Below are 23,330 nucleotides of genomic sequence, written 5' to 3' on the forward strand. Positions count from 1 at the left end.
CAACATGCGGTTAGTTACGGATACTCCGCCGCAATCGTCGAAAGCGCGGCACGATCCTGGATCACGAAGCTGCGCAGGTCGGGCAGTGCGATCACCCCGTCGCGCTTCATCGCCGTCAGCTTGCGGCTGACCGTTTCGATGGTCAGCCCCAGCAGTTCGGCCATCTGCTGCCGGGTCAGCGGCAAGGGCACCGCCGCACCAGCCATGCAGCCGCCCCGTGCGGCGAACTGCAACAACAGGCTGGCGACGCGCTCCTCTGCCGATTTTCGGCCGAGCAGCAGCATCCAGCGGCGCATGTGATCGAGTTCGTCATAGGCCCGGCTGAGCAGCGCCTGGCCGATGTCGGGATGCGCTTCGACGATCCCCGGCAAGGCGCTGCGCGGAAAGACGCAGAGTTCCGTGTCCGTGAGCGCCGTGACGCAATGGCTGGATGGCCGATCGGCGATCGCGCCGACAAAATCCGCGGGGAATGCGAGTCCCAGCATCTGCTCGCGGCCATCCTCGAGCGAGGCGGAAAGCTTGACGAGCCCATGGTGCAGGATGCCGACCTGATCGGCCACATCCCCTTGCCATATCAGCGCCTCGCCTCGGCGCAGCACCCGTTTGCGGCCGATCCGGTTCAGGGCATCGAGCGCCGCGGCGGAGATTCCCCCGCACAGCGATGCCATGCGTACGCCACAAGCAGCGCATCGCGTCGGCAAGCTCCATTCCGCTGCGCCAAAGTCCGGCTGGTTCCGTTCCATGTACATATCCGCCTCCTCGCGCTGCATGACGCGCGCGCGGGAAGCTGTCGTTACGTATTGGTCCGAAGCGAACGGAGCTATTCCCTTGGGAACATTACCTACCCGGAACATTGCGCCGGATCAAACCCGCCACGGTCCGCCGGGCGTACCCGGTCCCTCGTCGAACACGAGGAGATTTGAACGATGCGTACTTCGCTTTTTGTCGGCCTGGCTGCTGCCGGCTTCCTGGCCTCGACGGCAGGCGCCCAGGCGCAGGACGCCACCGGCATCGCCGCCGGCGACTGGCTGGTTCGCCTGCGCGGCATCGTCGTCGCGCCGAACGAATCGTCGGGCGGCATCCTGCCCGCGATCCCGACCGGGAAGGTCGGCGTCGGCGACGCGGTGATGCCCGAAGTCGATTTCACCTATATGGCCACCGACAATATCGGCGCCGAGCTGATCGTTTCGAGCACGCGGCACGACATTCAGGGCCGCGAAGCGATCTCCGGCCTGGGGAAGGTCGGCCACACCTGGGTGCTGCCGCCGACGCTGACGCTGCAATATCACTTCATGCCGAAGACGGCCGTGCGCCCCTATATCGGCGCGGGTATCAACTACACCACCTTCTATTCGGCCAAGACCAGCGATTCGCTGAATAAAGCGCTCGGCAAGACCAGCCTCTCGCTGAAGGACAGCGTCGGCTATGCGCTGCAGGCCGGCATCGACATCGATCTGAACAAGAAGTTCTTCCTGAACCTCGACGTCAAATATATCGACATGCGCACCACGGCGCGTCTCGATACCAACGGGACGATCAACCAGACCAAGGTGGACATCAATCCGCTGGTCTTCGGCTTCGGCATCGGCACCCGCTTCTGACGAAAGCTTGCTTCCGCCGCCACCCTCTCCCGCGGCAGGAAGATACCCTTGGGGAGCAGCGTGCTAGGGCGCGCTGCTCCCCTTATTGTATCGACCGCGCGCGCAGCCGCCAGCTGCGTACCGCCCGCCCGCCCTCGGTGCCCATTGCAACGCCCCTTTCCCCGTCGGCGAGAGCGCGATATGCGCGCAGGCGGCTTCCCGCGCACTTCGGCGCGGCGCCCTTCTGGACGGGATCTACCATGGCCGCGCGCGTCCTATGCCTGATGGCACTGCTCTCCTCCACCGTCGCGCACGACAAGCCCCGCCAGCCGCCTGCGGGCGGCGGTACGCCGATAGAAGGATCCTCCCCCGCAGCCAGCGCGGCCGACGGCGTTCCGGCCGCCCGCTTCGGCCTTTCCCCTGCCAACACGCCGGCGCAGAACCTGACGGCGATGACCAAGGCGTTCGCCGCGGCGGACAGCCCCAAGATCCGCTTTGCGCCTGGCGTCTATCGCCTGGCCTGCGGCGCCTTCCGCGCCGCCTCGGCGATATCGTTGATCGGTGCGGGCAAAACCGCCACGACCCTCCAGTTCGAAAAAGGGTGCCAGTTCAACGGCGACATTTTCCTGTGGAACAGCAAATCCGACGTGGCGGTGACTGATCTCACCATCGATTTCAACACGCCCGCCACCCCGAACAAGCGGATCAACGGCCTCGCCTTCCACGCCTATTCCGGCGACACCGATGGCCTGACCATCCGCAATATGCGCGCGATCAACGCCACCTCGCCGGTGCTCGTCATCGCAGCGGCAGCCGCCGGTGGCCATCGCTACACCAATATCGCCATCACCCATAATTATGTCACGCTTGCCGAAGCCGCGCCGACCCAGAACCAGTGCATCGCGCTGACCACCGTGAACGGTGCGGGCAAGATCCCGCATGCGGTGGTGAGCTACAATATCTGCATCAACACCGGCATCCAGGTCGATGGCGATTACACGCAGGTGGTGGGGAACGATATTTCGAAGTTCCGCTTCGGTACGGCGATCTTTGCCGCATTCCGCTCCGGCAAGGGGATCACTGGCGAAACCGCGACCAATCGCTTCTGCCGGATCGAGGGCAATGTGATGCACGACAGCCCTGCCGGCCTCGACGTGAACAACGTTGCCGCGGGCGGGCTCGAGAACAGCTGCTATCAATCCGTGGTGAAGAACAACCGCGCCTATAATCTGGGCGGCGCCGGTTTCTTCAACTTCGCTGCAGGGACAAGCTATATCGACAATCTGGCATGGAACAACGGCAAGCAGGGCCCCGTCGGCGCCAATAGCCACTTGAACCAGGGCGGCTTCGCGCTGGAGGATAACTTCACCGAATCCCCCGCCTATAGCAGTCAGGATGTGACGCTGACCGGAAACAAGGCGTGGGACGACGGCGCCGGCACCCAGCGTTTCGGCTATGTCGAATTCTCCGATCGAGTGCTGCACGTCACCTTGAAGGACAATGATTTCGCGCGGTCCCCCGTGCCGCTGATGCCATCGCCGCACGGCTCGATGGTAGCCGCGTCGCCCCCGCAGAAAAAATAGCGCGCACAGCACGCGACGGTAGCATCCTGCGTCATCTCGGCAAATGGTGACCCGGAGAGGATTCGAACCTCCGACCTCTCGATTAGGAATCGCTTGCTCTATCCTGCTGAGCTACCGGGCCACGCAGCCGCTGGTACCGGCGTCGTGCGAGCAAATCAATTGCAAGCCTCAGGCGGAACCACCGGAACCAGCAGCGGCGCCACGGGCACGCCCTCGTCCAGCAGTGCCTTGGCTTCCTCGATGGTCGCCTTGCCGTGGATCGGCGCTTCGGGTTCGTCCCCCACATGCATCGCGCGCGCCTTGGCGGCGAAGGCGGCGCCCACCCATTGCGACGTTTCGAGCTGCTTCGCCTGCATCGCGGCAACGGCGGCGAGCGCGGCCTTCACCGCGTCCGCCTCGATATGCGGCCGTTCGGCAACCTGATTGCCCTTGGCGGCAACTGCCGGCGCCATCACCGCCTTGCCGATCGCGCTGTCGCCGCACAACGGGCACGCGATCAGCCCGCCATCGCGCTGCTCCTCATAGGCGGCGCTCGACTTGAACCACGCTTCGAACACGTGCCCGCCGCCGCACTTCAGGTCGAAGACGATCATCCTGCCACCACCGGTGGAATGGCGCGGCGATGGCGCAGCACCGGCACCCGCGCCCGAACATCGTCGATCCGGGCGCGATCGATCTCGGCAAAGCCCAGCCCGGCAGGCTCGCCCATATCGAGCAGCACCTCGCCCCAGGGCCCGATCGCCAGGCTATGACCATAGGTGGCGCGGCCATCGGCGTGCAAGCCGGTCTGCGCAGCGGCGATCACGAACGCGGCGGCCTCGATCGCGCGGGCGCGCAGCAGAATGTGCCAGTGCGCCGCGCCGGTCGGCCGGGTGAACGCGGCCGGCACCGCCAGGATCGTCGCGCCAGCATCACTCATCGTGCGGAACAACTCGGGGAAGCGCAGATCATAGCAGATGGCAAGGCCCAGCGCGCCCAGTGGCGTATCGACCACCACCGGCCCGGCCCCGGCCGTATAGCTGTTCGATTCGCGCCAGCTTTCCCCGGTGGGCAAATCGACGTCGAACAGGTGCATCTTGTCGTAGCGGGCGCGGATGCCGCCGCGATCGTCGATCACGAAGCCGCGATTGGCGAGCTTGCCGTCCTCGCGCAGCACCGCAAGACTGCCCAGATGCACCCAGATTCCGTGCTTCGCCGCCGCATCGCGCACCGCGGCCAGTACCGGATCCTCGCCTTCGCGCGCATAATGGGGGGCCGCCCGCTCACGATTGCTGTCGAGCAGGCCCGACATTTCCGGGGTGAACAGCATCGCGGCACCGCCGGCCTTGGCCTGCGCCACGCCCGCCACCAGCGTCGCGGCATTGCCGGCGGGATCGATCCCGCTCGTCATCTGGAGCAGCGCGGCGCGGGTCATGCGCCCAACAGCGGGTCCAATCCGCCCTTGCGATCCAGCGCGGCAAGATCGTCCGATCCGCCGATATGCCGCCCATCGATGAAGATCTGCGGCACCGTGGTCCGGCCGGGTGCGCGCTCCAGCATCTCGGCGCGCTTCGGCCCACCCATGGTGATGTCATATTCCTCGAACGCCGCGCCCTTGCTTTCCAGAAGCTGCTTGGCGCGCGTGCAATAGGGGCAGAACGCCTTGGTATAGATTTCGACTTTAGCCATGATCTCCCAGAGGTGTGCGCGCTGCCCCGGCTTGTCAATCCGGTGCCTCACCTGGCAGCACACGCGCCCAGCAGAGCAGGATGACGCGCGCCGCCCCGCCCCGCTTCAACAGCCGGGCACAGGCATCACCCGTGGCACCGCTGGTGTGGACATCGTCGATCAGCACGACGGTCTTTCCCTTCAGCACGGCGCCTGCCCCCGGCGCCAGCGCGAACGCTCCGGCAACCGCCTTTGCCCGCGCCCGCGCGCCGAGCCCGCGCAAAATCGGCGTGGCCTTTACCCGGCGCAGCACACCGCTATCGAACGCGACGCCGCTCTTTCGGGAAAGGCCGCGCGCCACCAGCACCGCCTGGTTGAAACCGCGCGACCATAGCCGCCAGCGATGCAGCGGCACCGGCACCAGCAGGTCCGCGCCCTCGGGCATCAGGCGCAGCATCGCGCGCGCCATGGTTTCGGCGGCGGCGAGCCTGCCGCCATATTTCAGCTTGAGCGCCACCTTTCGCGCAACATCGCCATAGGCCACCGCCGCCCGAACCCCGTCATGCGGCGGCGGGTTCGCCAGGCAATCGGCGCAACAGGCGCCCTCGCCGCGATCGAACGCGAACGGCGTGTGGCAGGCGGCACACCAGGGCGGCCCCAGAAAGCGCATCCCATCCCAGCAGCCGGCGCAAAAGCGATGATCCGCCTCCACCAGCGCGCCGCAGCCCGGGCAGCGCGGCGGCAGCGCCAGATCGATCAGCCAGGTGAAGGGCGTCCGCGGGTCCACGCCGCTCTTGTCGCCGCCCGCGTCCCGCTGCACAAGCGCGGCCGTGTCCGACTCCGAGATCTTCGACCGCGCCCTGCGCCGGAAACGCCGCGACCGCGCCGCCCGCGGCTATGAGAGCTTCCTGCGCGATCACATGCTCGAAGGGCTGTACGAACGGCTGGAGGGCGTGAAGCGGGAATTCCGCCACATCCTCGATCTCGGCAGTTGTGACGGCAGCTTCACCTGGCCCGGTGCGGAGATCACGCGGCTCGAAGCCGGCGCTGCCTTCGCCGCCGCCAGCGGCGCGATCCATGCAGACGAGGATATGCATCCCTTTCCGGAGGGGAGCTTCGATCTGATAGTGTCCGCCGGCGTGCTGGATACGGTGAACGACGTGCCCGGCGCCCTCGCCCTCGCCCGCCGCGCGCTGAAGCCAGACGGTCTGTTCCTCGGCGCTTTTCTCGGCGCGGGAACACTTGCCACGCTACGGGGCTGCCTGATCGCCGCCGAAGCGGATCGCCCTGTCGCGCGCTTTCATCCGCAGATCGATGTCCGTTCGGCCGGCGACCTGTTGACGCGCGCCGGCTTCAGCCTGCCCGTCGCGGATGTGGAGACGCTCACCGTCCGCTATACCGGCCTGGCTGGGCTGATCCGCGATCTTCGCGGCATGGCGGCGACCAACCTGTTGCCGGGCACCCCGCCGCTCCGCCGCGAGACACTGCTCGGAACGGCCGCCGCCTTTGTCGAGCGTGCCGATCCGGACGGGCGGACGCCGGAACGGTTCGAGATCCTCTATCTCACCGGCTGGGCGCCCGATGCCTCGCAGCCCCAGCCGGCACGTCGCGGCAGCGCCACTGCGTCGCTTGCGGCGGCCCTGAAGCCGAAGGCGTAGCGGCACGGGCGCCGGCTCGGATCGAGCGAACGAGCAGGCCTTCCCAGGCCGGGCGGCGATCACCGCGAAACTGCCGTAACGCTACGCCTGGCGCCCGAGCAGCGCGTCGAGCACGCCCAGAAACGGCAGGTCGGCAGGTGGCATCGGCAGGGTTCGCAACGTCGCCATATCGGCCCAGCGCAGGGCATTGGCATGGTGCGGCTCGGGCGTACCCTGCCAGCTGTCCAGCCGGTACAGCAGCAACAGCAGGTGCCGTCCGCCCAATGGCGCGCTGGCGAAGGTCAGCGGCACCGGTGCCGCCGGATTCACTTCGATGCCCAGTTCCTCGCGAAGCTCGCGCGCCAGCGCCGACTCCGGGCTCTCGCCAGGCTCGATCTTGCCGCCGGGAAACTCCCACAGGCCTGCCATCTGCGTGCCCTCCGGCCGCTGCTGTACGAGCACCTGATCGCCCCGTACCATCGCAGCGGCGACGACCAGGAGCATGTTGGACTTCGGCTGGACTGGTTCCATTGTCGTTTCCGGTTCGATTGCCAGGGATCTGTCGGCACCCATGGCCGAGTTTGCGGGCGCGTTCGAGCCTGCCACCGTATCCCCCACAGGGGACCAGTTAGCCCCTTCTTAACGCATCCTTCTTACGATTCCGAAAGCGCACCCGAGCCACGGGCTGCTTCGAGATAATGAACGTTTCCGCGATGATGGAGTCGGGTATGCAGAGGTTTCGCAACTTTCTCAAGAACGCCAAGGGCGCGACGGCGATCGAATATGGCCTGATCGCGGCTCTGATCGCCGTCGCGGCGGTGACGGCGATGGGCAGCCTGGGCAACCAGCTCAAGTCCACCTTCAGCACGGTCACCTCGAACATGAAGGCATCGTAACCCGGCACTGCCATGGGCCGGCCTGCACGCGGCCCCGGCAGGCCGGTACCTGCTCCCCATCGACACGCTTAAAGAAGGGAACGCATGATGATGAAGATTCTTCGGGCCCTCGCAGTCCATTGCAAAGGCGCCACCGCAATCGAATACGCCCTGGTCGCGGCGCTGATCGCAGTTGCGGCGGTAACTGCCATGGGAACCCTCGGCAATCAGCTGAGCAGCACCTTCAGCACTGCCAGCACCAAGATGCAGGCATCCTGACCGCCTAGGTTCTCCGGCACGTCCCGAACCGTGCGGGGCGGCACGTCGTTTCCGCCCGCCCCTACCCGATCTTATACCCGGCCCATCGCGAGGAACTTGGCGCGCCGCGACTGGCGCAACGCTTCGGGTGACATCCCGTCCATCGCGGACAGCGCCTTTTCGATCGCATCGCCCAGCGCCTGCACCGCCTGGCCCGGCGCGCGGTGCGCGCCGCCCAGCGGCTCGGCCACGATCCGGTCGATCACGCCTAGCTCCTTCAGGTGCTGCGCGGTCACCTTCATCGCCTCCGCTGCGTCGGCAGCCTTGTCGGCGGTGCGCCACAGGATCGAGGCGCAGCCCTCCGGCGAGATTACCGAATAGACCGCATGCTCCATCATCAGCACCTGGTTGCCCGCAGCCAGCGCCACCGCGCCGCCCGAACCGCCTTCGCCAAGGATCGATGCGACCAGCGGCACGCCGAGCGCGAGGCATGCCTCGGTCGAACGCGCGATCGCTTCGGCCTGGCCGCGCTCCTCGGCCTGCACGCCGGGAAAGGCGCCGGAGGTGTCGACCAGCGTGACCACTGGGATGCCGAACCGGTCGGCCAGCTTCATCAGGCGGATCGCCTTGCGATAGCCCTCCGGCTTGCCCATGCCGAAATTGTGCTTCAGCCGGCTGGCGGTATCGTCGCCCTTTTCATGGCCGATCACCATCACGCGGCGCCCGCGGAAGCGGCCGAGGCCGCCGATGATCGCATTGTCATCGGCAAAGGCGCGATCGCCGCCCAGCGGCATGAAGTCTTCGATCAACCCGGCGACATAGTGCTTGAAGTGCGGCCGCTCGGGATGGCGGGCGACCTGCGTCTTCTGCCACGGCGTCAGCTTGGCATAGGTGTCGAGCAGCAGCTTGTCCGACTTGGCCTGGAGCGGGGCGATCTCGGCGGCGATGTCCACGTCGCCGCCCTGGGCAGCGCTGCGCAGCTCGTCGATCTTGCCCTGGAGCTCGGCAATCGGCTTCTCGAAGTCGAGGAATGTCGTCATGCGCGTGGCGCTACGCGGAGCCGCGCTTCGCGTCAACGAGGGCCTGCCCCAGCGGATGTCTCTCGTTGACGAGTTCGACCAGCCGGCGGCTGTCGACATGGGTGTAGATTTCGGTTGTGGCGATATCGGCATGGCCCAGCATCGCCTGCAGCGCACGCAGGTCCGCCCCGCCCTCCAGCAGGTGCGTCGCGAAAGCGTGGCGCAGGACGTGGGGGCTCACCCGTTCGGGCGGTATGCCCGCAACCGCCGCCAGCGCCCGGACGATCTGGTAGAGCCGCACCCGAGTCAGGTGCTTCTTGCCCGAAGGGAACAGCCACATATTGTCCGGCGGTACCTCGCGCCGCCAGAGCGCGACGGCCGCACGCGCGCGATCGGAGATCGGCACCAGCCGCTCGCGCCCGCCCTTGCCCTTCAGGATCAGAAAGGGGCGATCGGGATGGATCGCGTTGCGCGGCAGCGACACCAGTTCGGTCGCGCGCAGGCCCGAGCCGTAGAGCAGCTCGATCAACGCGGCGAGCCGCAGGTCCAGCGGATCGGGCGGTACCCGCGCCTGGCGCTCGGCGATGGCGGCGAACATCGCGTCGACGTCGCCGGTGCTCAGGATCTTGGGCAGCCGGCGCGCGGTGCCCGGCCGCGGCAGCGCGGCGCCGGGATCGTCAGCGCGGTGCCCCTCGTCGACCAAGAAGGCGAAGAACCGGCGCAGCGCCGCAGATTTGCGGGCCACCGTCGCCCGCGCCAGTTCGTGCCAGCCGCCGGCCAGGCGCTCGATCTCCGGCCGCCCGGCATCGCACAAACGCCCCTCCAGCGCTTTGGAGGCCAGCCGCAGATCGGTGCCATAGGCTGCAATGGTATTCGCCGCCGCTCCCGATTCGGCGCGGAGCATCTCGAGGAAGCGCTCGATCAGCGCGCGGTCGCCGCCGGAATCGCTCACGCCGCCCGCGTCACCGCCTCCACGGCGATAAGGCGCGCATAATTGGTCATCCCCGCCGCGCGCATTGCCGACACGATGTGGAACAGCGCCTCGGGCGTCACCTGGTCCCAGCGCGGGGATTGCATCCCGGTCGCCGCAAGCAGCGCGACCATGCCGGGCTGGTTGCGGAACCCCGCGCGGTCGATCGCCTCGGTCCAGCGGTTGACGCCACCGATCCGCACCTGCGTCGCCTCGGCAGCACGGCGCGCATCGGCCGGGGCCAACCGTCCCAGCCCGGCAAGCCCTGCCATCAGCATCGCCGCCTTGCGCGGGCTGGCCGCGCCGACATAGCGCTCGAAATCGCCATAGCCGATCGGCCCCGCTCCGCCTGCCAGCGAAAGCAGCGCCCAGCCCTCGCTTCCCGGCGCCACCACCGCGCGCCATTGCAGCGCCGCCGCATCATATCCCGCCGAAAGCATCGATGCGATCAGCCGATCCGCATCCGCCATATCCTTGCTCGCCGGCACCCAGGCTGCGGCCTTGGCGGTCAGCACCAGCCGGGCATAGCGGGTCCGCGGTGTTTCCGCGGCATCCCACAATTTGCGCATCGCCTGCACGCGCTCGGCAGGCGATGCGCCGGTATAGGCGGTGCGCAGGTCGCGCGCCGTCGCCTGCAGCGCATCGGGCACGTCGCTGCTCTGGTCGATCTCCGAATAGAGGTCGACCAGCCCGGCGTTGGAAAATACGCCAGCCGCTGCCGCCAGTTCGGCGGCAGGCACGCGGACCGCGGGCGCGACCGCCGGCGACAATGCCTGCCAATAGCGGACCTCCGGCCCCACGGTCGCAAACAGATTGTCGGGCACGTCGACACCGGCAGCGGTCGCCAGGCCGAACCGCCAGGGCGTCAGCTTCGCCACACCGATCCAGTCGATCGTCACCGCCCGGCGCGAATCGGCGCCCATGCCCACCAGCTTCGCAGCCAGCAGATTGTCGATATTGTTCTGCAGCGTGTTGCGCCGCGCCGCTTCCAGCCGCTGCTCGGCCTCGCTCGGCTTTCCGCCCAGGGCCGCGCAGATTGCCTGTGCGAGCGCCCAACCGCGGTCCTGCAGACGAGCCGCCGCGCGGTCGACGATCGGGCACACTGCCGCGGGATCGCTCGACGCCAGCGCGATCTGCATCGTCGCCTGGTCCAGCGCGTTGGTATAGTCGTCCGCATCGACGAAGCTGACCACCGCGCGCGCTGCGACCGATTCGCCCATGCGCAGCAGCAGCCAGGCGCGCTCGGCCGCGAAGTCCGCACCGTTCACGCCATAGGGGGTGGTGATCGGCGACATCAGCGCGCGGCGCAGCGCGATGGAAACCCAGCGCGACGCGACCGGCGCGTCGAGCCGGTGCATCAGCGTCACCAGCTGCCGCCCCGGCACGTCACCGAACGCATTCGTCGGGAATGGCGCGTTGCCCCAGGCAAAGGTGCCGACACGGTTCAGCCCGTGGCGCGCCGCCTTGGGCAGATCATATTGGGATAGATCGATCGCCGATAACTCGGCAGCGGCTACTGCATTGGTTTCGCCAAGGTCGAACGCATCCTTCTCGCCGTCGGCGCTGGCCGGCACCGCCGAATCGGGCATCGCCAGCGACGGCGCAGCCGAAGGGGCCGGAGACGGCGCAGGGCGCGGCGCCGGTGGCTGCGGCCGCGCAGACGCAGGCTGGTCGAAACCAGGCGGCAGCAGCGATTCGGGGGCGTTCTGCTGCTTCTGCTGGCTCAGCGCCGGAACGGCGACCCCTGCCAGCACCAGCGCCCCCAGCGCCAGCCGCGAGACCCTAGTTGGCCAGGTTTTCAAGCGCGACGGCCTTTTCCATGCGCACCGGCTCCTTCACGGTGTTCCGCCCGGCCAAGGCAAACATCGCCGCAACCAGCAGCGCCAGTACGACAAGCAACACGACAAGCAAACGCGGCATCAAAAAAAGTCCGTTCCTCTGGTCAGGGCGACTTTTGCCCGACACGGGGGCACGCTGTATAGCCCTTCGCACGATGTTACAAACACACGCGCAACTTCAGGGGTGGATCGGCAAGCCAATCGTACTGGTGGGGCTGATGGGTGCCGGCAAAACCACGGTAGGGCGCCGCCTTGCCCAGCGGCTGCGGCTACCGTTCGTCGATGCCGATGCCGAAATCGAATCGGCGGCGGGAATGAGCGTGTCGGACATTTTCGATCGATTCGGCGAACCGCATTTCCGCGACGGCGAACGGCGCGTGATCGGCCGGCTGGTGGATGGCACGCCGAAAGTGATCGCCACCGGCGGCGGCGCCTTCATCAATGATGAGACACGCGCACTGATCCTCGCGAACGCGATTTCCATCTGGCTCGATGCCGAACCCGCGATCCTTGCCGATCGCGTCCGCCGCCGGGATACCCGGCCGCTGCTGCGCGGCAAGGATCCGCTGGCAACGCTCACCGAACTCGCCCGCGTGCGCAATCCCTATTACGCGCTTGCGCAGATCCGCGTGCCCAGCGTAGCCGCACCGCACGAAACCACCGTCGAAGCGATCCTGAAGGCCCTGCCCAAGTGACCACCATCCCCGTCGCCCTGGGCGCACGCAGCTATGACGTGCGCATCGAACCCGGCTTGCTGGCGCGCGCCGGCGAGATTCTGGCGCCTTCCTCGCGAGGCCGCCCGATACCGATCATCACCGATGCCAACCTGTCGGCCCATTGCGAAACGCTCGTCGCCAGCCTGGCCGCGGCGGGAATAGTCGCGCCGGTCCACACGCTTCCCGCGGGGGAGAGCACGAAGAGCTGGGCACAACTGGAATCGCTCACCGACTGGCTGCTTGAGCAGGGCGTGGTCCGCAGCGATCATGTGATCGCGCTGGGCGGCGGCGTCATCGGCGATCTCGTCGGCTTCGCCACCAGCATCCTCAAGCGCGGCTGCCATTTCGTCCAGATCCCCACCACGCTTCTGGCGCAGGTCGACAGCTCGGTGGGCGGCAAGACCGCGATCAACTCGAAAGCCGGCAAGAACCTGATCGGCGCCTTCCATCAGCCCTCGATCGTCCTGATCGATCCGCAGGTACTGGATACGCTGCCCCAGCGCGACCTGCGCGCAGGCTATGCGGAGGTCGCCAAATACGGGTTGATCGACGATGCCGGGTTCTTCGCCTGGTGCGAGGAAAACGCCGCGGCGCTGTTCGCCGGCGATCCTGCCGCACGCGCGCACGCCATCGGCCATTCGGTTGGTGCCAAGGCGCGCATCGTCGCTGCCGACGAGCGTGAGACCACCGGCACCCGCGCGCTGCTCAACCTGGGCCACACCTTCGGCCACGCGCTGGAAGCGGAGACGGGCTTTTCGGATCGATTGCTCCATGGCGAGGCCGTTGCCGCCGGCATGGCGCTCGCCTTCGCCTTCTCCGCGGAACAGGGGCTCTGCCCGGCCGGGGATGCCCGCCGCGTCGCCGCCCATCTCCGCGCCGTGGGTCTGCCCGACGGGCTGGCAGCCGCGGGGGTGACCGCGGACGGGCAGACGCTGGTCGGCCACATGCTGCACGACAAGAAGATGGAGGGCGGCACCCTGCCCTTCCTGCTCGCGAAGGGCATCGGGCAGACATATCTCGACAAGACGGTCGACCTGGAAAAGGTGGCGGCGTTCCTGGATACGCAACGCTGAAACTACCCTGCCGCACCGTCGCGCAGATCGATGCCGCATTGGAAGCATCGATCTGCACGGCATCAGCAACGACGCAGCATCATAATATCGCGCCGATGCGCTCGCCGGTCGAGCGACGTCGCCAATAGATTCGGCTGGGCAGCGTCTTGGTCATCGTCGCGCTGGGTACATACTCCATCTGATAGGGGGCCGTTCGATCCGGATATCCCATCACTAATCCCGTGCCGCGCCCGTTCAGGATATTCGCCGCCGGCATCGGGATCAGGCTGTTGTTCGCAACCTCGGTCCAGCAATTGTCGAGCAGGAACCCGCTGGGGTCGGGCCAAGGGTCGATCTGGGTTACCGAAAAGAACAGCGAATCGATCAGCCGAAGATCCCAGAAGCCGGAGCCGTCCGTCGCGCTCGTCCGGATCCAGAGCGTCTGATCGTTCGTCGATCGGCCGGCGAAGGTGGTGCAGATCATCGCGGTATCGACCAGGCAAGGTGTCAATTGCCCGACGATGTAGGAATCGCCCGACTTGTTGTAGATACTGTTGACGACATAGACGCCGACGATCGCCTTCAGGCACTGCACCGGTGAGTTCACCCGTACGGTTGGAAAAGGTGCATGGATCGTAACCTCACCGGTTCCCGGCTGGATCGCGGTCACGCAGCGCAGGACGGCGCTTTTCGGGGCGCCGGTGGGGTTGTAACCGATCCAGTCGTACAGCTGGAGCCATGGCGGGATGGTGCCGCCGTCGAACTGCACGGTGGTGGAACCGGCCGCCGCGGTGAAGCTGACCCCGGTGATGTCGACCAGCGTGCCATTGCCGGTGGCGCCGTTCGCGGCGATCGTACCGCCCTGCGGCAATATCGGTTGCCACGTATGCCCTTCGTATAGGCAGTCGACAAAGGTGTAGTTCTCGCGCGTTCTGGCGGTGGGCCGGTAATTCTGCATGAATTGCCCGGCATCGCCGTGCGAGACGGTGTACGCCTGCACCTTGTCGCCCGGCGACAACGCGATCTTGCCGAAGATGCGGACCTTCTTTTGCACCGAATCCCATCCCCAGCCCGGGGGAAAGGCGGTCAGGTCGTTCGGGCGTATCCGATGGCCCAGATACGGAAAGTCGCGGGTGCCGTCGCAGTTGATCGGAAAGCCAAGCTGCGTGGTCGTGGCCGCGGCGTCGGCGGCGTCCAGCACACGAAGGAAGGTGTTGCCGCCCTCCACCGTATAGGCGGTCGCCGTCGCCCAGATCGGCCCATTGTCGAAGGTCAGTTCGGTGTAGCCACCATAGGCGTCGTCCTGCAGCACGCTGGCAACGACCAGATAGTCGCCCGAATGCAGCGCCTGGTCCAGATTGCCGAACTGCCGCGCCCGATCGCCCTGGTGCGCCCAATTGCCCGAATCCGCCACGGCCACGACGTCATAGGAAATCGTCAGCCGACAGTTCAGCCGCTGCTGGATCGTGCCGCATTCGCCCATCACCACATCGCAGTTGGACATCATCCAGCGCGGATGCACATCCGGTGCGGTCGGAGAGTCCCGGAAACGCAGACAGGCACCGGGCGAAAAGCCGCTGGGGAAGCGGCCGGTCAGCACGTCATCCCCCTTCGGATAGCCGAACACGCGCGGGCGGTTCTTTCCCCAATCGTCGGTCAGAGCGCAATCGTCGAACCACGCACCGCCGCGCTTCTGCAGCACTTCCTTCAGGTCGAGGGTAAGCCCCTGGATCTTGGGCGGCCGGCCAGTCCCGCCGGTGATCGTCCAGTCGTAATTGTACGAAACCGGATCGACCGTCAGCACCGTCGAATCGCGCCCCTGTCCCCGCACCACCCATTGATAGGCGAACGCCCGGCCCACCCCCGGCATGGCTTGGCCGACGTCCTTGCCGTCCACCCGCGCCCAGGGGTGATCGTCGCGGGCGCCCGGGCCGATATCGAATACCCAGATCGCGTTCTTGGACGAGGTCGCACCGCTCAAGGGGGCGCCATCGACCGCGCCCTTCAGCGTGCGTTTGGCGGTGGCCGGCGTCAGGCCGTCATTGGCGTCGCTGCCGCCGACCCGGACATACCGGATGGTCGTCGGCACATAGCCCGCACCCGTCGCTTCGGTGTTGAGGTGCAACACGATCGATACCGTTTCGGCCATGCCGCCATAAGCGGGGGTGAGCACCGCGGACACGGTGGCCCAGCCATTCTGCCCAGCCCGCGCCGCGACGCGAACCAGGTGCCCGTAGCTGCCATCGATCGGATTGCGACCGAACGGCGCCTGCACCACGGCACCCTCGCACGAGACCGGGATCGTCTCGGTCGCGCCCAGCGCCTGGATCGTCAGCACCGTGACCTGGCCGATCGTCGAACCCGGATAGACGTTCAGCCAATAGCCGCGGGTACGGCGACAGGCGGGCACCGGATAGATTGCGGCGTCGTACACCATATCCGAGCGCACCGGTGTAGGCCCGGCCACGCCCTGGCCATTGACGACAAGCCAATCCTGTCCGGGCGTCAGCAAGGGGATGTCCGCCTCGTCCATCGCGTCTGCGAACAGCGTTTGGGCGGCGAAGGGCACGGCGGCATCCGCGTCCATTTCCAGGTCGGCATAGCTAAAGTTCATCGCAAACTCCTAAAACACAGGAATAAAATCTTGCGACCCTGTGCGGAGCACGCCCATCATCACGGCACGACCCGTCGCTCGCGACAATATATCCCCCATAAAAGGGGAATAATCGCAGAGTTTATTCAATGACGTGGAGTTTATAATGAAAACGTACGATAGATGAATTTCACATTCAACTATTAACAACGATATACTAGAAAATATAGTTTCGCCCCGCCAAAGCCTGGATGGCGTGGGTACAGCGTGCATCGCCGGTTGCCCGCGCGCACGCTTCGGCTTACCCAAGCGCCATGCGCATCCTTGCCCTGGCACTCGCCGCTTCGACCATGCTCGTCTCCCCCGCCCTCGCCCAGCAGGCCGCCCCCGCGCCGATCCTCACCACGCCCGAAGCGAAGGACGCGTGGACCCATGCCCGCCCGGAGGTGGCGCGCGTCACCCATGTCACGCTCGATCTGCGCGCCGACTTCGCAAGCAAGACGCTCCGCGGCACCGCCACGCTCGACATCCTCACTGCGCCTGGTGCCAAGGAGATCGTGCTCGACGACGATGGACTGGTGATCGCCAAGGTTACCGACGCCGCCGGCAAGATGCTCCCCTTCACGGTCGGCGCGGCCAAACCCGATCTCGGCGCGCCGCTGACCGTGCAGTTGAACGGCGCGCGCAAGATCGTCATTCAGTATGCGACCGCGCCCGGCGCTTCGGCGCTGCAGTGGCTTGCCCCCACACTCACCGCCGGCAAGAAGAAGCCCTATCTGTTCAGCCAGGGCCAGCCGATCAACAACCGCAGTTGGATCCCCACCCAGGACAGCCCCGGCATCCGCCAGACCTGGGCCGCCACGCTCACCGTCCCCGCCGATCTCGTCGCCGTTGCAAGCGGCGAGCGGCTGGATGGCGCCAAGGGCATTCCTGCCGGCAAGGGCTGGCACCGTTTCCGCTTCCGGATGGACAAGCCGGTGCCGCCCTATCTGATCGCGTTCGCGGTGGGTGATCTCGCCTTCCAGCCCGTCGGCCCGCGCGCCGGCGTGTGGACCGAGCCGAGCATGCTCGCCGCCGCCGCCAAGGAAGTCGCCGATGTCGAGACGATGATCGATGCGGCGCAGGCGCTCTACGGCCCCTATCGCTGGGGCCGCTACGACATGCTCGTCCTGCCGCCGAGCTTCCCCTATGGCGGCATGGAGAATCCCACCCTCACCTTCCTGACGCCCACGATCATCACCGGCGACAAGTCGAACGTCGACGTGGTCGCGCACGAGCTGGCGCACAGCTGGTCGGGCAACCTCGTCACCAACGCCACTTGGTCGGACAGCTGGCTGAACGAAGGCTTCACCACCTATTTCGAGAACCGGATCATGGAATCGGTGTACGGCAAGGAACGGGCCGCCACCGATGCCGATCTCGAATGGGACGGCCTGCAGCGCGACATCGCCGATGCCGGCGGCATGGAGGCGCCGACCACGCGGCTGCATGGCGAGCCCGGCGCGACGTTCGGTCAGCTCGATTACTTCAAGGGGTCGACCTTCCTGCGGACGATCGAGCGGATCGTCGGTCGCGCCCGCTGGGACGTCTATCTGCGCGGCTATTTCGATCGCCACGCCTTCCAGCCGCAGACCACTGCCGGCTTCCTGGCGGACCTGCGTGCCAATCTCATCAAGGGCGATGCCGGGCTGGAAGCCAATCTCCAGCTCGACAAATGGGCCTATGCCGCCGGGCTCCCGAACAATGCGGTGCATGTCGAATCTGCCACGCTGAAGGCGGTCGACGCGCAGCTGGCGGCGGTGAATGCGGGCGGGCCGGTTTCGGCGGTCAACCCCAAGGGCTGGGCGACCCAGCAATGGTTGCGCTTCCTGAACGGCCTCGACCGCAAGCAGACGGCGGTACGGTTGAAGGAGCTGGACGAAACGCTGGGACTTTCGGCGTCGAACAACGCCTATGTGCGCTCCGCCTGGGGCGAGTTGGCAATCGCCAACCGCTACGATCCGGCGATCCCGTCGATCGAGAAGCTGGTCGGCAGCGTCGGCCGCGGCCTCTTGATCTACCCGATCTACCGGGACCTGATGGCGCAGGGTGACTGGGGTAAGCCGATCGCGCGGCGCTTCTACGCAGCGTCGAAGGCGAGCTACCACCCGACGGTCGCGGCCGGCGTCGCCAAGATCGTCGGCGCGGAGTGACGCCATGCCGCGCGGCGTCGCCAAGCGGGACCTGCCGACCAAGACCTGCCCGGTCTGCCAGCGCCCCTTCGCCTGGCGGAAGAGGTGGGAACGGAACTGGGAGAAGGTGATCTACTGCTCGGATCGTTGCCGGCGGGCGGGGAAATGATCGCACTTTAAAGCCCTTCCCCTGAAGGGGAGGGGCTTGAATAAGTCGCGTCACTGATACCGCAGCGTCTTGCCGAACCCCGTGTTGGTCTTCGCCATTTTGGCGAGCTTGCGCAGATAGGCCTTCACCTCGCGTTCGAAGCGCTGTTCGTTGCGCACGCCCGCGCGGTAGAAGTCGCCCTTCGCCAGCAGCGCCTTGAGTGCCTCGCCGAGCCGCGCCTGATCCTCGACGGCGTCGCTGTGCCGGAACTGCTCGCACACCCATTCCTCGGCCGCGGCCTTGTCATAGTCGTCCTCGCGGTCGCGGCCATAGCGATCGGCGACGTCCTGGTCGGCGCGGGCGGCCTTGACCCGCCGTTCGAGCCAGAGGCGGACCTGCGCCGGGTCCCACAAGGTCTGCGGCGCGCTCACTTCGCCCCCTTCGAGGCCAGCAGCCAGGCGAGCCACAGCCAGCCGAGGATCATCGCCGTGCCGCCGATCGGCGTTATCGCGCCGAGCCAGCGCGGCAGCCCCAGCGCCATCAAATACAGCGTGCCGGCAAACACGAATCCGCCGCCGACGAACAGCGCCGCCGGTCCCCTCGCCGCAAACTGCAACGCCACCAGCGCGGCCACCGCGTGGATCAGCTGATACTGTCCGCCCGTCTTCAGCCACTCGACGGCCTGCCCGTGCGCGCCATGCGCGCCGAACGCGCCGGCCGCCACCGCCATCGCGCCCGAGAGCGCCGCCAACACCGCAATCCAGTTCATGCGCCCTTCCCACCCTCAGCCATCGCCCCGATCCTGCACCGCCGCCGCAGCCGCCGCGGCCTGGCTGAACATGCCGTCTCGCCCGGCATAGAGATCGCCGGTTTCCTTCTGCTCCTTGAGCCGCGCAATGTCGCGCCGGCGATATTCGGCTTCGGTCTTGTCGATCTCCGCACCGTCGACGCCCACCGCGTCCATCGCCCGACGCGCCATCACGATCGCGCTTTCCATCACTTCCCGCACCACGCCCGTCAGCGGCGCGCCCTTCAGCTTCATCACGCTGCGCCGGTCATAGGCGCGCACCAAGATGCTGGCGTGCGGGAACGCGGCGTGGATCCCCTCCACCGCCGCCGTGTCCATCACGTCGCCGTCCTGGCAGAACAGGAGCAGTTCGGCGTCGCCTGCCCCAGCCTGGCGGAGCAGATCGGTACGGGTGCCGTCGCCATAATAGACCTTCATGCCGAAGCTCCCGGCGGTTTCGATCATCTCCACATCCCGGTCGATGATCGTCACCGGAATCCCCTGTGCGATCAGCATCTGCGCAACGGTCTGGCCGAATCGCCCATACCCCACCACCACGGCATTCGCGCCTTCCTGCTGCGGCCCGTCGGGCACCGCGCCGGCCTTGGGCGGCTCGGTGCGCAACCGTCGGGTCGCCATCATCAGGAACGGCGTGGTTGCCATCGAGACGGTAACGATCGCGCTGAACACGCTCGCCGCCTGCGGTTCGATCAGCAGCGCCTTCTGCGCCTGCGCGAACAGCACGAAGCCGAACTCGCCGCCCTGGCTCAGCAACACGCCCAGCGCGAAGGCGCCGCGCGTCTTCATCCCGAACAACAGGCCCAGCCCCATGATCAGCGCCGCCTTGGTCGCGATCAGCGCCAGCGCCATGCCGGCGACGAAGAACGGCCGCTCGGCGATGGCATGCAGGTCCAGCGTCATGCCCACCGCGACGAAGAACAGCCCGAGCAGGATCGCGCGAAACGGCTCCACATCCGCTTCCAGCTCGTGCCGGAACGGTGAATCGGCCAGCATCACGCCGGCGATGAACGCGCCCAGCGCGGCGGAAAGGCCCAGCGCTTCCATCACCGCGGCGCTGGCGATCACCGTCAGCAACCCGGCAAAGACGAACATCTCGCGCTCGTCGAGATTGCCGATCAGCCGGAACAGCGGTCGCAACAGGAACCGCCCGGCGAGGACGAGTCCGACGATCGCGGCGACCGTATAGAGGCCGAGCAGCCATCCCGGCGGGCCGCCCTGATCGGCCGGGTTGCGCGACAACGCCGCCACGATGGTGATCAGCGGCACGATCGACAGGTCCTGGAACAGCAGGATCGCGAAAGCGCGCTCGCCAAAGGGCGTCCGCAGGCGGCCGGCCGATTGCAGCAGCGGCAGCACCTGCGCGGTGGAGGAGAGCCCCATGGGCAGGCCCAGCGCCAGTGCGGCGGCAAGGGTCGATCCGGTCACCGCCCAGACGACGCCGGCAATGGCCACGCCGCATAGCGCGACCTGCAACAGGCCGAGGCCGAAAATATCGCGGCGCATCCGCCACAGGCGCGTCGGGCTCAGCTCCAGCCCGACCAGGAACAGCAGCAGCGCGATGCCGAGCTCGGCGATGCCCATCTTCCCCTCGGCATCGCCGACCAGCCCCAACACATGCGGGCCGACCAACGCACCGGCGACCAGAAAGCCCAGGGTCGCACCCAGGCCGAGCCGCCGGAACAACAGCACAAAGGCAAGCGGGAAGCCCAGCATCGGCACCGCATCGGCGAGGATCGAACCGTCCGTCGCATGTGCCATCAGACCCGAGCCTCCGCTGCCTGCGCAGCTGCGTCGGCTGCGGCTTCGAACGCCAGCCGGATCGATGCATGGCGTCCGCGATGCGGCAGCGCGGGCGTGAACAGCGCCATGCCGGGCCAATCGGGTGCAGCCTCCCGCTCCCCCGCAAGCCAGGCGGCAAGGTCGTCGCGCGCCGTCGCGATCTCGGCGGGGGTGCGGCCGATCACCGCTTCGCCAAGCAGCGCGGCCGAAGCCTGGCCCAGGGCGCAGGCCCGCACCAGCATCCCCAGCTCGGCAACGCGACCGCTATCGTCCACCGCGATATCGACGGTCACGCGGCTGCCGCAGACCGGCGAGCGTTTCTCGGACGTGCCGCCGGGGCGCTCCAGCCTTTCGTGATAGGGGATGGCCGCGGCCAGGCGCAGGATTTCGAGATTGTAGAGCGGCGCGTTCATGCCCCCGATCTAGGGTAGCGACGCCGCAGTTGCGAGTGCGAAATGCCCGTCTTTCATATGGGTTGTGCGCGCCCGCCCCCCGGCGCGGAAGGGATCAGTCCGCCGCCTTGCGCCGAGGCGGAACCGCTTCGTCTTCGCGCGCGGTGCTGGCATTGTCCCCGCCGAACACCGGTTCGCCCTTGCGTCGGCGGTCGACGAAATCGCCGATCGCCGCGCTGGTGGTGTCGAGCAGCGGATAGGTCACCGATTTGGTGATCCATTTCGGCCGGTGCGTCCGCCCGCCCTCGAACGTGTCGAGCACCAGCATCAGCACCAGGAACCCCATGCTCACCAGGATCAGCCCCTTGGCCACGCCGAAACCGACGCCGAGCGCGCGATCGATCGGGCCGAGCATCGAATTGCGCATCTGCCCGCCCAGCGTGTTGGCGATCAGCCGCCCGCCGAAATAGCTGGAACCCGCCAGCAGCGCGAAGGCGAGCACCGCGGCACCCCCTTCCGTCCCGATCAGCGGCGCGAGCAGCGCGGAAAGACCGGCATGAAAGAACTTCACCGCCACCACCACCAGGATCCAGGCGAGGAACGCCAGCACCTCGGTGGTGAAGCCTCGCAGGAATCCCAGCACCGCCGCGCCGGCGATGATCAGCAAGGTGACGATGTCGAGCCCGGTCATGGCCGCCCCTTAGCAGGATAGCCGTGGAGGTGAAGAGGGCCTTGGCAGGTCACCGCACGTACAGCGTTCGCGCATCCGCCTTGAACGCTTCCGCACTCGCACCGCGCGAATAGAACATGTGCCCACCCGGATAGACGCCCAGCCTCACCCGCTGGTCCACGCCGAAGCGCGGCATCTGGTCGATGATCAGCCGCGATCCGAAATAGGGGCAGGACAGGTCGTTATAGCCATGGACGATCAGCACCCCCATCTTCGGATCGTTGGCCACGGCCTTGCGCAGGTCGCTCACCGGCGCGTCGTCGGGGGTGCCGCGGTCCCATGCCTGGTTCACCGTGTACGACAGCGCGTTGTACCGCGCGTTCGTCTTCCAGCCCAGTTCGCGGGTGATGAAATCCACCATCGCGCTCGTCGTCGGGGCAATGATCCCCTCGAGGATCGGGTCGCCCGACTTGCGCTCGGCGGCATTCGGGAAAGGATCATAGGCGTCGACGTTGGAGTCATAGACGCTGCCCACCTTCTGGTCCTCGCGGTGCACCTCGCGCAGATAGGTGCCCTCGTCCACCCGCCCGTCGAGCCGCGCCACCAGCTTCGGATCGAGCCCGGTAAGTTCCGCCACCTTCTGCCCCAGCCGCGCCGTCGCCTGCGGGTCCGAACGGCCGGCCAGAAGATCGGTGGCGAAGGCGCCGCGGGTATAGGCTTCCACCGCCGCCATTGCCTGCGGAGTCAGCCTGCCCTGGCGCTCCAGATGCCCGGCCGCCATCGACGGCAGGTTGATCATCCATGGCAACGGCGACAGCGCGTCCGACCCTGACGTCGCCGCAGGGTCCAGATAGGGCGAAACCATCACGATGCCGTTCACGCCCACGCCGAGCTGGGTCTGCAGCTCATAGGCGATGCGCGGCGCGCGATAGCCGCCATAGCTTTCGCCCATCACGAATTTCGGCGCGCGCAGCCGCTCGTTCTTGACCAGCCAGTCATAGACGATGCGCGAAAGATATTTGATGTCCGGTTCGGTGGCGTAGAACGCCTTCTTGGTCGCCTCCTCGTCCACCAGGCTGCGGCTGAAGCCGGTGCCGATCGGATCGATGAAGACCAGGTCGGTCATGTCAAGCCAGCTCGCCGGATTGTCGACCAGCAGCGGCGCATCGGAGGGGGCATCGCCCTTGTCGCCGAACTGGACCCGCTTCGGCCCCACCGCGCCCAGGTTCAGATAGACCGAGGACGCGCCCGGCCCGCCGTTGAAGGCAAAGGTCACCGGCCGGCGGGCATCGCCGCCCGGCACCACATAGGCGGTATAGACGACCTCGCCGATCTTCTTGCCCTTGCCGTCATAGACCGGCAGCTTGCCTACCGTCGCCTGATAGCGGATCGCCTTGCCGCCGATCACCGCGCTCTGCGTGATCGTCTTGTCCTCCGGCAGCGGCGGCAGCTCGCTCTTCGCGTCCTTGGCGTCGGACTTGTCGGCAGCGGCGGCATCGCCGCCCTTGTCCTGCGCCGGCGCCTGCGGCGTGAGGAGGAGCGCGGCAAGAGAGGCGGCGAGCAAGGGGGAACGGCGCAAGGTCTTCTCCAGATT

Annotated in this window: 26 protein-coding genes and 1 tRNA gene; 9 read left to right on the plus strand and 18 right to left on the minus strand. The window is 67.1% G+C overall.

Translation table 11 applies throughout. The features are described 5' to 3' along the window. Nucleotides 1-14: 14 nt before the first annotated feature. Nucleotides 15-668 (minus strand): Crp/Fnr family transcriptional regulator, encoded by a 654-nt coding sequence (locus DD559_RS08905; RefSeq protein ID WP_240610185.1) that lies wholly within the window; start codon nucleotides 666-668, stop codon nucleotides 15-17. Between the two features lie 258 nt (nucleotides 669-926). Between DD559_RS08905 and DD559_RS08910 the strand changes: the two genes are divergently transcribed. Further along, the gene (locus DD559_RS08910) at nucleotides 927-1,601 is read left to right on the plus strand and encodes an OmpW/AlkL family protein (protein ID WP_116468860.1); all 675 of its coding nucleotides are present in this window, start codon (nucleotides 927-929) and stop codon (nucleotides 1,599-1,601) included. A 239-nt stretch (nucleotides 1,602-1,840) separates the two neighbouring features. Further along, nucleotides 1,841-3,163, plus strand: coding sequence for a hypothetical protein (locus DD559_RS08915; protein ID WP_116468861.1), 1,323 nt, complete (start codon nucleotides 1,841-1,843; stop codon nucleotides 3,161-3,163). A gap of 44 nt (nucleotides 3,164-3,207) precedes the next feature. Here the strand turns inward: DD559_RS08915 and DD559_RS08920 are convergent. From DD559_RS08920 to DD559_RS08940, 5 genes are all read right to left on the minus strand, one after another. Further along, nucleotides 3,208-3,284 (minus strand) — tRNA-Arg (locus DD559_RS08920). A gap of 34 nt (nucleotides 3,285-3,318) precedes the next feature. Next, nucleotides 3,319-3,756, minus strand: a complete 438-nt coding sequence (locus DD559_RS08925; protein WP_116468862.1) for a DUF1178 family protein — start codon at nucleotides 3,754-3,756, stop codon at nucleotides 3,319-3,321. After that, the gene (locus tag DD559_RS08930) at nucleotides 3,753-4,577 is read right to left on the minus strand and encodes a carbon-nitrogen hydrolase family protein (protein ID WP_116468863.1); all 825 of its coding nucleotides are present in this window, start codon (nucleotides 4,575-4,577) and stop codon (nucleotides 3,753-3,755) included. The genes DD559_RS08925 and DD559_RS08930 overlap by 4 nt, the downstream gene beginning before the upstream one ends. Continuing rightward, the gene (gene grxC / locus DD559_RS08935) at nucleotides 4,574-4,831 is read right to left on the minus strand and encodes a glutaredoxin 3 (RefSeq protein ID WP_116468864.1); all 258 of its coding nucleotides are present in this window, start codon (nucleotides 4,829-4,831) and stop codon (nucleotides 4,574-4,576) included. The genes DD559_RS08930 and grxC overlap by 4 nt, the downstream gene beginning before the upstream one ends. Nucleotides 4,832-4,865: 34 nt before the next feature. Next, nucleotides 4,866-5,597 (minus strand): ComF family protein, encoded by a 732-nt coding sequence (locus DD559_RS08940; protein WP_206364485.1) that lies wholly within the window; start codon nucleotides 5,595-5,597, stop codon nucleotides 4,866-4,868. A 43-nt stretch (nucleotides 5,598-5,640) separates the two neighbouring features. Here DD559_RS08940 and DD559_RS08945 point away from each other — a divergent pair, with 43 nt between their 5' ends. Further along, entirely contained in the window at nucleotides 5,641-6,468 is an 828-nt protein-coding gene (locus DD559_RS08945) for a methyltransferase domain-containing protein (protein WP_116468866.1), read from the plus strand. Nucleotides 6,469-6,549: 81 nt separating this feature from the next. On the opposite strand, the gene DD559_RS08950 is transcribed toward DD559_RS08945, so the two are convergent. Continuing rightward, on the minus strand, nucleotides 6,550-6,978 hold the full coding sequence (locus DD559_RS08950) for a (deoxy)nucleoside triphosphate pyrophosphohydrolase (protein WP_276308179.1): 429 nt from the start codon (nucleotides 6,976-6,978) through the stop codon (nucleotides 6,550-6,552). Nucleotides 6,979-7,175: 197 nt separating this feature from the next. On the opposite strand from DD559_RS08950, the gene DD559_RS08955 reads away from it, so the two are divergent. Continuing rightward, the gene (locus DD559_RS08955) at nucleotides 7,176-7,343 is read left to right on the plus strand and encodes a Flp family type IVb pilin (protein WP_116470817.1); all 168 of its coding nucleotides are present in this window, start codon (nucleotides 7,176-7,178) and stop codon (nucleotides 7,341-7,343) included. Between the two features lie 90 nt (nucleotides 7,344-7,433). Continuing rightward, complete coding sequence (locus DD559_RS08960) at nucleotides 7,434-7,601, plus strand: Flp family type IVb pilin (RefSeq protein WP_116470818.1); 168 nt, start codon at nucleotides 7,434-7,436, stop codon at nucleotides 7,599-7,601. 71 nt (nucleotides 7,602-7,672) lie between these two features. Here the strand turns inward: DD559_RS08960 and DD559_RS08965 are convergent, their stop codons facing one another. The 4 genes from DD559_RS08965 to DD559_RS19790 are packed head-to-tail and all read right to left on the minus strand — an operon-like array spanning nucleotide 7,673 to nucleotide 11,489. Beyond that, nucleotides 7,673-8,620 (minus strand): acetyl-CoA carboxylase carboxyltransferase subunit alpha, encoded by a 948-nt coding sequence (locus DD559_RS08965; RefSeq protein ID WP_116468867.1) that lies wholly within the window; start codon nucleotides 8,618-8,620, stop codon nucleotides 7,673-7,675. Nucleotides 8,621-8,630: 10 nt separating this feature from the next. Next, nucleotides 8,631-9,551 (minus strand): tyrosine-type recombinase/integrase, encoded by a 921-nt coding sequence (locus tag DD559_RS08970; RefSeq protein ID WP_116468868.1) that lies wholly within the window; start codon nucleotides 9,549-9,551, stop codon nucleotides 8,631-8,633. Then, entirely contained in the window at nucleotides 9,548-11,371 is a 1,824-nt protein-coding gene (locus DD559_RS08975; RefSeq protein ID WP_240610186.1) for a hypothetical protein, read from the minus strand. The genes DD559_RS08970 and DD559_RS08975 overlap by 4 nt, the downstream gene beginning before the upstream one ends. Continuing rightward, entirely contained in the window at nucleotides 11,352-11,489 is a 138-nt protein-coding gene (locus tag DD559_RS19790) for a hypothetical protein (RefSeq protein ID WP_165831063.1), read from the minus strand. Before DD559_RS19790 ends, DD559_RS08975 begins: the two co-directional genes overlap by 20 nt. Nucleotides 11,490-11,562: 73 nt before the next feature. Between DD559_RS19790 and DD559_RS08980 the strand changes: the two genes are divergently transcribed. Beyond that, complete coding sequence (locus tag DD559_RS08980) at nucleotides 11,563-12,102, plus strand: shikimate kinase (RefSeq protein ID WP_116468869.1); 540 nt, start codon at nucleotides 11,563-11,565, stop codon at nucleotides 12,100-12,102. Then, nucleotides 12,099-13,196: a 3-dehydroquinate synthase gene (gene aroB, locus DD559_RS08985; RefSeq protein WP_116468870.1), complete on the plus strand. Its 1,098-nt coding sequence runs from the start codon at nucleotides 12,099-12,101 to the stop codon at nucleotides 13,194-13,196. The genes DD559_RS08980 and aroB overlap by 4 nt, the downstream gene beginning before the upstream one ends. 79 nt (nucleotides 13,197-13,275) lie before the next feature. On the opposite strand, the gene DD559_RS08990 is transcribed toward aroB, so the two are convergent. Then, nucleotides 13,276-15,789, minus strand: coding sequence for a hypothetical protein (locus DD559_RS08990; protein WP_116468871.1), 2,514 nt, complete (start codon nucleotides 15,787-15,789; stop codon nucleotides 13,276-13,278). A gap of 293 nt (nucleotides 15,790-16,082) precedes the next feature. Here DD559_RS08990 and DD559_RS08995 point away from each other — a divergent pair, with 293 nt between their 5' ends. Next, entirely contained in the window at nucleotides 16,083-17,960 is a 1,878-nt protein-coding gene (locus DD559_RS08995) for a M1 family metallopeptidase (protein ID WP_116468872.1), read from the plus strand. Between the two features lie 4 nt (nucleotides 17,961-17,964). Then, nucleotides 17,965-18,108, plus strand: a complete 144-nt coding sequence (locus DD559_RS09000) for a DUF2256 domain-containing protein (protein WP_116468873.1) — start codon at nucleotides 17,965-17,967, stop codon at nucleotides 18,106-18,108. Nucleotides 18,109-18,158: 50 nt separating this feature from the next. Here DD559_RS09000 and DD559_RS09005 read toward each other — a convergent pair whose 3' ends face one another. The 6 genes from DD559_RS09005 to DD559_RS09030 form a co-directional block, all read right to left on the minus strand. Further along, on the minus strand, nucleotides 18,159-18,518 hold the full coding sequence (locus DD559_RS09005; protein ID WP_116468874.1) for a hypothetical protein: 360 nt from the start codon (nucleotides 18,516-18,518) through the stop codon (nucleotides 18,159-18,161). Next, a complete protein-coding gene (locus tag DD559_RS09010) occupies nucleotides 18,515-18,856 on the minus strand; it encodes a DUF423 domain-containing protein (RefSeq protein ID WP_116468875.1) in 342 nt (113 codons plus the stop codon). The genes DD559_RS09005 and DD559_RS09010 overlap by 4 nt, the downstream gene beginning before the upstream one ends. 15 nt (nucleotides 18,857-18,871) lie before the next feature. Continuing rightward, nucleotides 18,872-20,653, minus strand: a complete 1,782-nt coding sequence (locus DD559_RS09015) for a cation:proton antiporter domain-containing protein (RefSeq protein ID WP_116468876.1) — start codon at nucleotides 20,651-20,653, stop codon at nucleotides 18,872-18,874. Then, complete coding sequence (locus DD559_RS09020; protein ID WP_116468877.1) at nucleotides 20,653-21,087, minus strand: iron-sulfur cluster assembly scaffold protein; 435 nt, start codon at nucleotides 21,085-21,087, stop codon at nucleotides 20,653-20,655. Before DD559_RS09020 ends, DD559_RS09015 begins: the two co-directional genes overlap by 1 nt. A gap of 94 nt (nucleotides 21,088-21,181) precedes the next feature. After that, nucleotides 21,182-21,757, minus strand: a complete 576-nt coding sequence (locus DD559_RS09025) for a CvpA family protein (RefSeq protein WP_116468878.1) — start codon at nucleotides 21,755-21,757, stop codon at nucleotides 21,182-21,184. A gap of 49 nt (nucleotides 21,758-21,806) precedes the next feature. Continuing rightward, nucleotides 21,807-23,315 (minus strand): S10 family peptidase, encoded by a 1,509-nt coding sequence (locus tag DD559_RS09030; protein ID WP_116468879.1) that lies wholly within the window; start codon nucleotides 23,313-23,315, stop codon nucleotides 21,807-21,809. Nucleotides 23,316-23,330 lie beyond the last annotated feature (15 nt).

Source organism: Sphingomonas pokkalii (assembly GCF_003096275.1).
In the GTDB taxonomy this organism is placed as follows: domain Bacteria; phylum Pseudomonadota; class Alphaproteobacteria; order Sphingomonadales; family Sphingomonadaceae; genus Sphingomonas; species Sphingomonas pokkalii.

Excerpts from the sequence above, each read along its gene's own strand:
- DD559_RS08905 (WP_240610185.1), bottom strand. The coding sequence starts at position 668 with ATGGCATCGCTGTGCGGGGGAATCTCCGCCGCGGCGCTCGATGCCCTG.
- DD559_RS08910 (WP_116468860.1), top strand. The coding sequence starts at position 927 with ATGCGTACTTCGCTTTTTGTCGGCCTGGCTGCTGCCGGCTTCCTGGCC.
- DD559_RS08915 (WP_116468861.1), top strand. The coding sequence starts at position 1,841 with ATGGCCGCGCGCGTCCTATGCCTGATGGCACTGCTCTCCTCCACCGTC.
- DD559_RS08925 (WP_116468862.1), bottom strand. The coding sequence starts at position 3,756 with ATGATCGTCTTCGACCTGAAGTGCGGCGGCGGGCACGTGTTCGAAGCG.
- DD559_RS08930 (WP_116468863.1), bottom strand. The coding sequence starts at position 4,577 with ATGACCCGCGCCGCGCTGCTCCAGATGACGAGCGGGATCGATCCCGCC.
- grxC (WP_116468864.1), bottom strand. The coding sequence starts at position 4,831 with ATGGCTAAAGTCGAAATCTATACCAAGGCGTTCTGCCCCTATTGCACG.
- DD559_RS08950 (WP_276308179.1), bottom strand. The coding sequence starts at position 6,978 with ATGGAACCAGTCCAGCCGAAGTCCAACATGCTCCTGGTCGTCGCCGCT.
- DD559_RS08955 (WP_116470817.1), top strand. The coding sequence starts at position 7,176 with ATGCAGAGGTTTCGCAACTTTCTCAAGAACGCCAAGGGCGCGACGGCG.
- DD559_RS08960 (WP_116470818.1), top strand. The coding sequence starts at position 7,434 with ATGAAGATTCTTCGGGCCCTCGCAGTCCATTGCAAAGGCGCCACCGCA.
- DD559_RS08965 (WP_116468867.1), bottom strand. The coding sequence starts at position 8,620 with ATGACGACATTCCTCGACTTCGAGAAGCCGATTGCCGAGCTCCAGGGC.
- DD559_RS19790 (WP_165831063.1), bottom strand. The coding sequence starts at position 11,489 with ATGCCGCGTTTGCTTGTCGTGTTGCTTGTCGTACTGGCGCTGCTGGTT.
- DD559_RS08980 (WP_116468869.1), top strand. The coding sequence starts at position 11,563 with ATGTTACAAACACACGCGCAACTTCAGGGGTGGATCGGCAAGCCAATC.
- DD559_RS08990 (WP_116468871.1), bottom strand. The coding sequence starts at position 15,789 with ATGAACTTTAGCTATGCCGACCTGGAAATGGACGCGGATGCCGCCGTG.
- DD559_RS08995 (WP_116468872.1), top strand. The coding sequence starts at position 16,083 with ATGCGCATCCTTGCCCTGGCACTCGCCGCTTCGACCATGCTCGTCTCC.
- DD559_RS09000 (WP_116468873.1), top strand. The coding sequence starts at position 17,965 with ATGCCGCGCGGCGTCGCCAAGCGGGACCTGCCGACCAAGACCTGCCCG.
- DD559_RS09010 (WP_116468875.1), bottom strand. The coding sequence starts at position 18,856 with ATGAACTGGATTGCGGTGTTGGCGGCGCTCTCGGGCGCGATGGCGGTG.
- DD559_RS09015 (WP_116468876.1), bottom strand. The coding sequence starts at position 20,653 with ATGGCACATGCGACGGACGGTTCGATCCTCGCCGATGCGGTGCCGATG.
- DD559_RS09020 (WP_116468877.1), bottom strand. The coding sequence starts at position 21,087 with ATGAACGCGCCGCTCTACAATCTCGAAATCCTGCGCCTGGCCGCGGCC.
- DD559_RS09025 (WP_116468878.1), bottom strand. The coding sequence starts at position 21,757 with ATGACCGGGCTCGACATCGTCACCTTGCTGATCATCGCCGGCGCGGCG.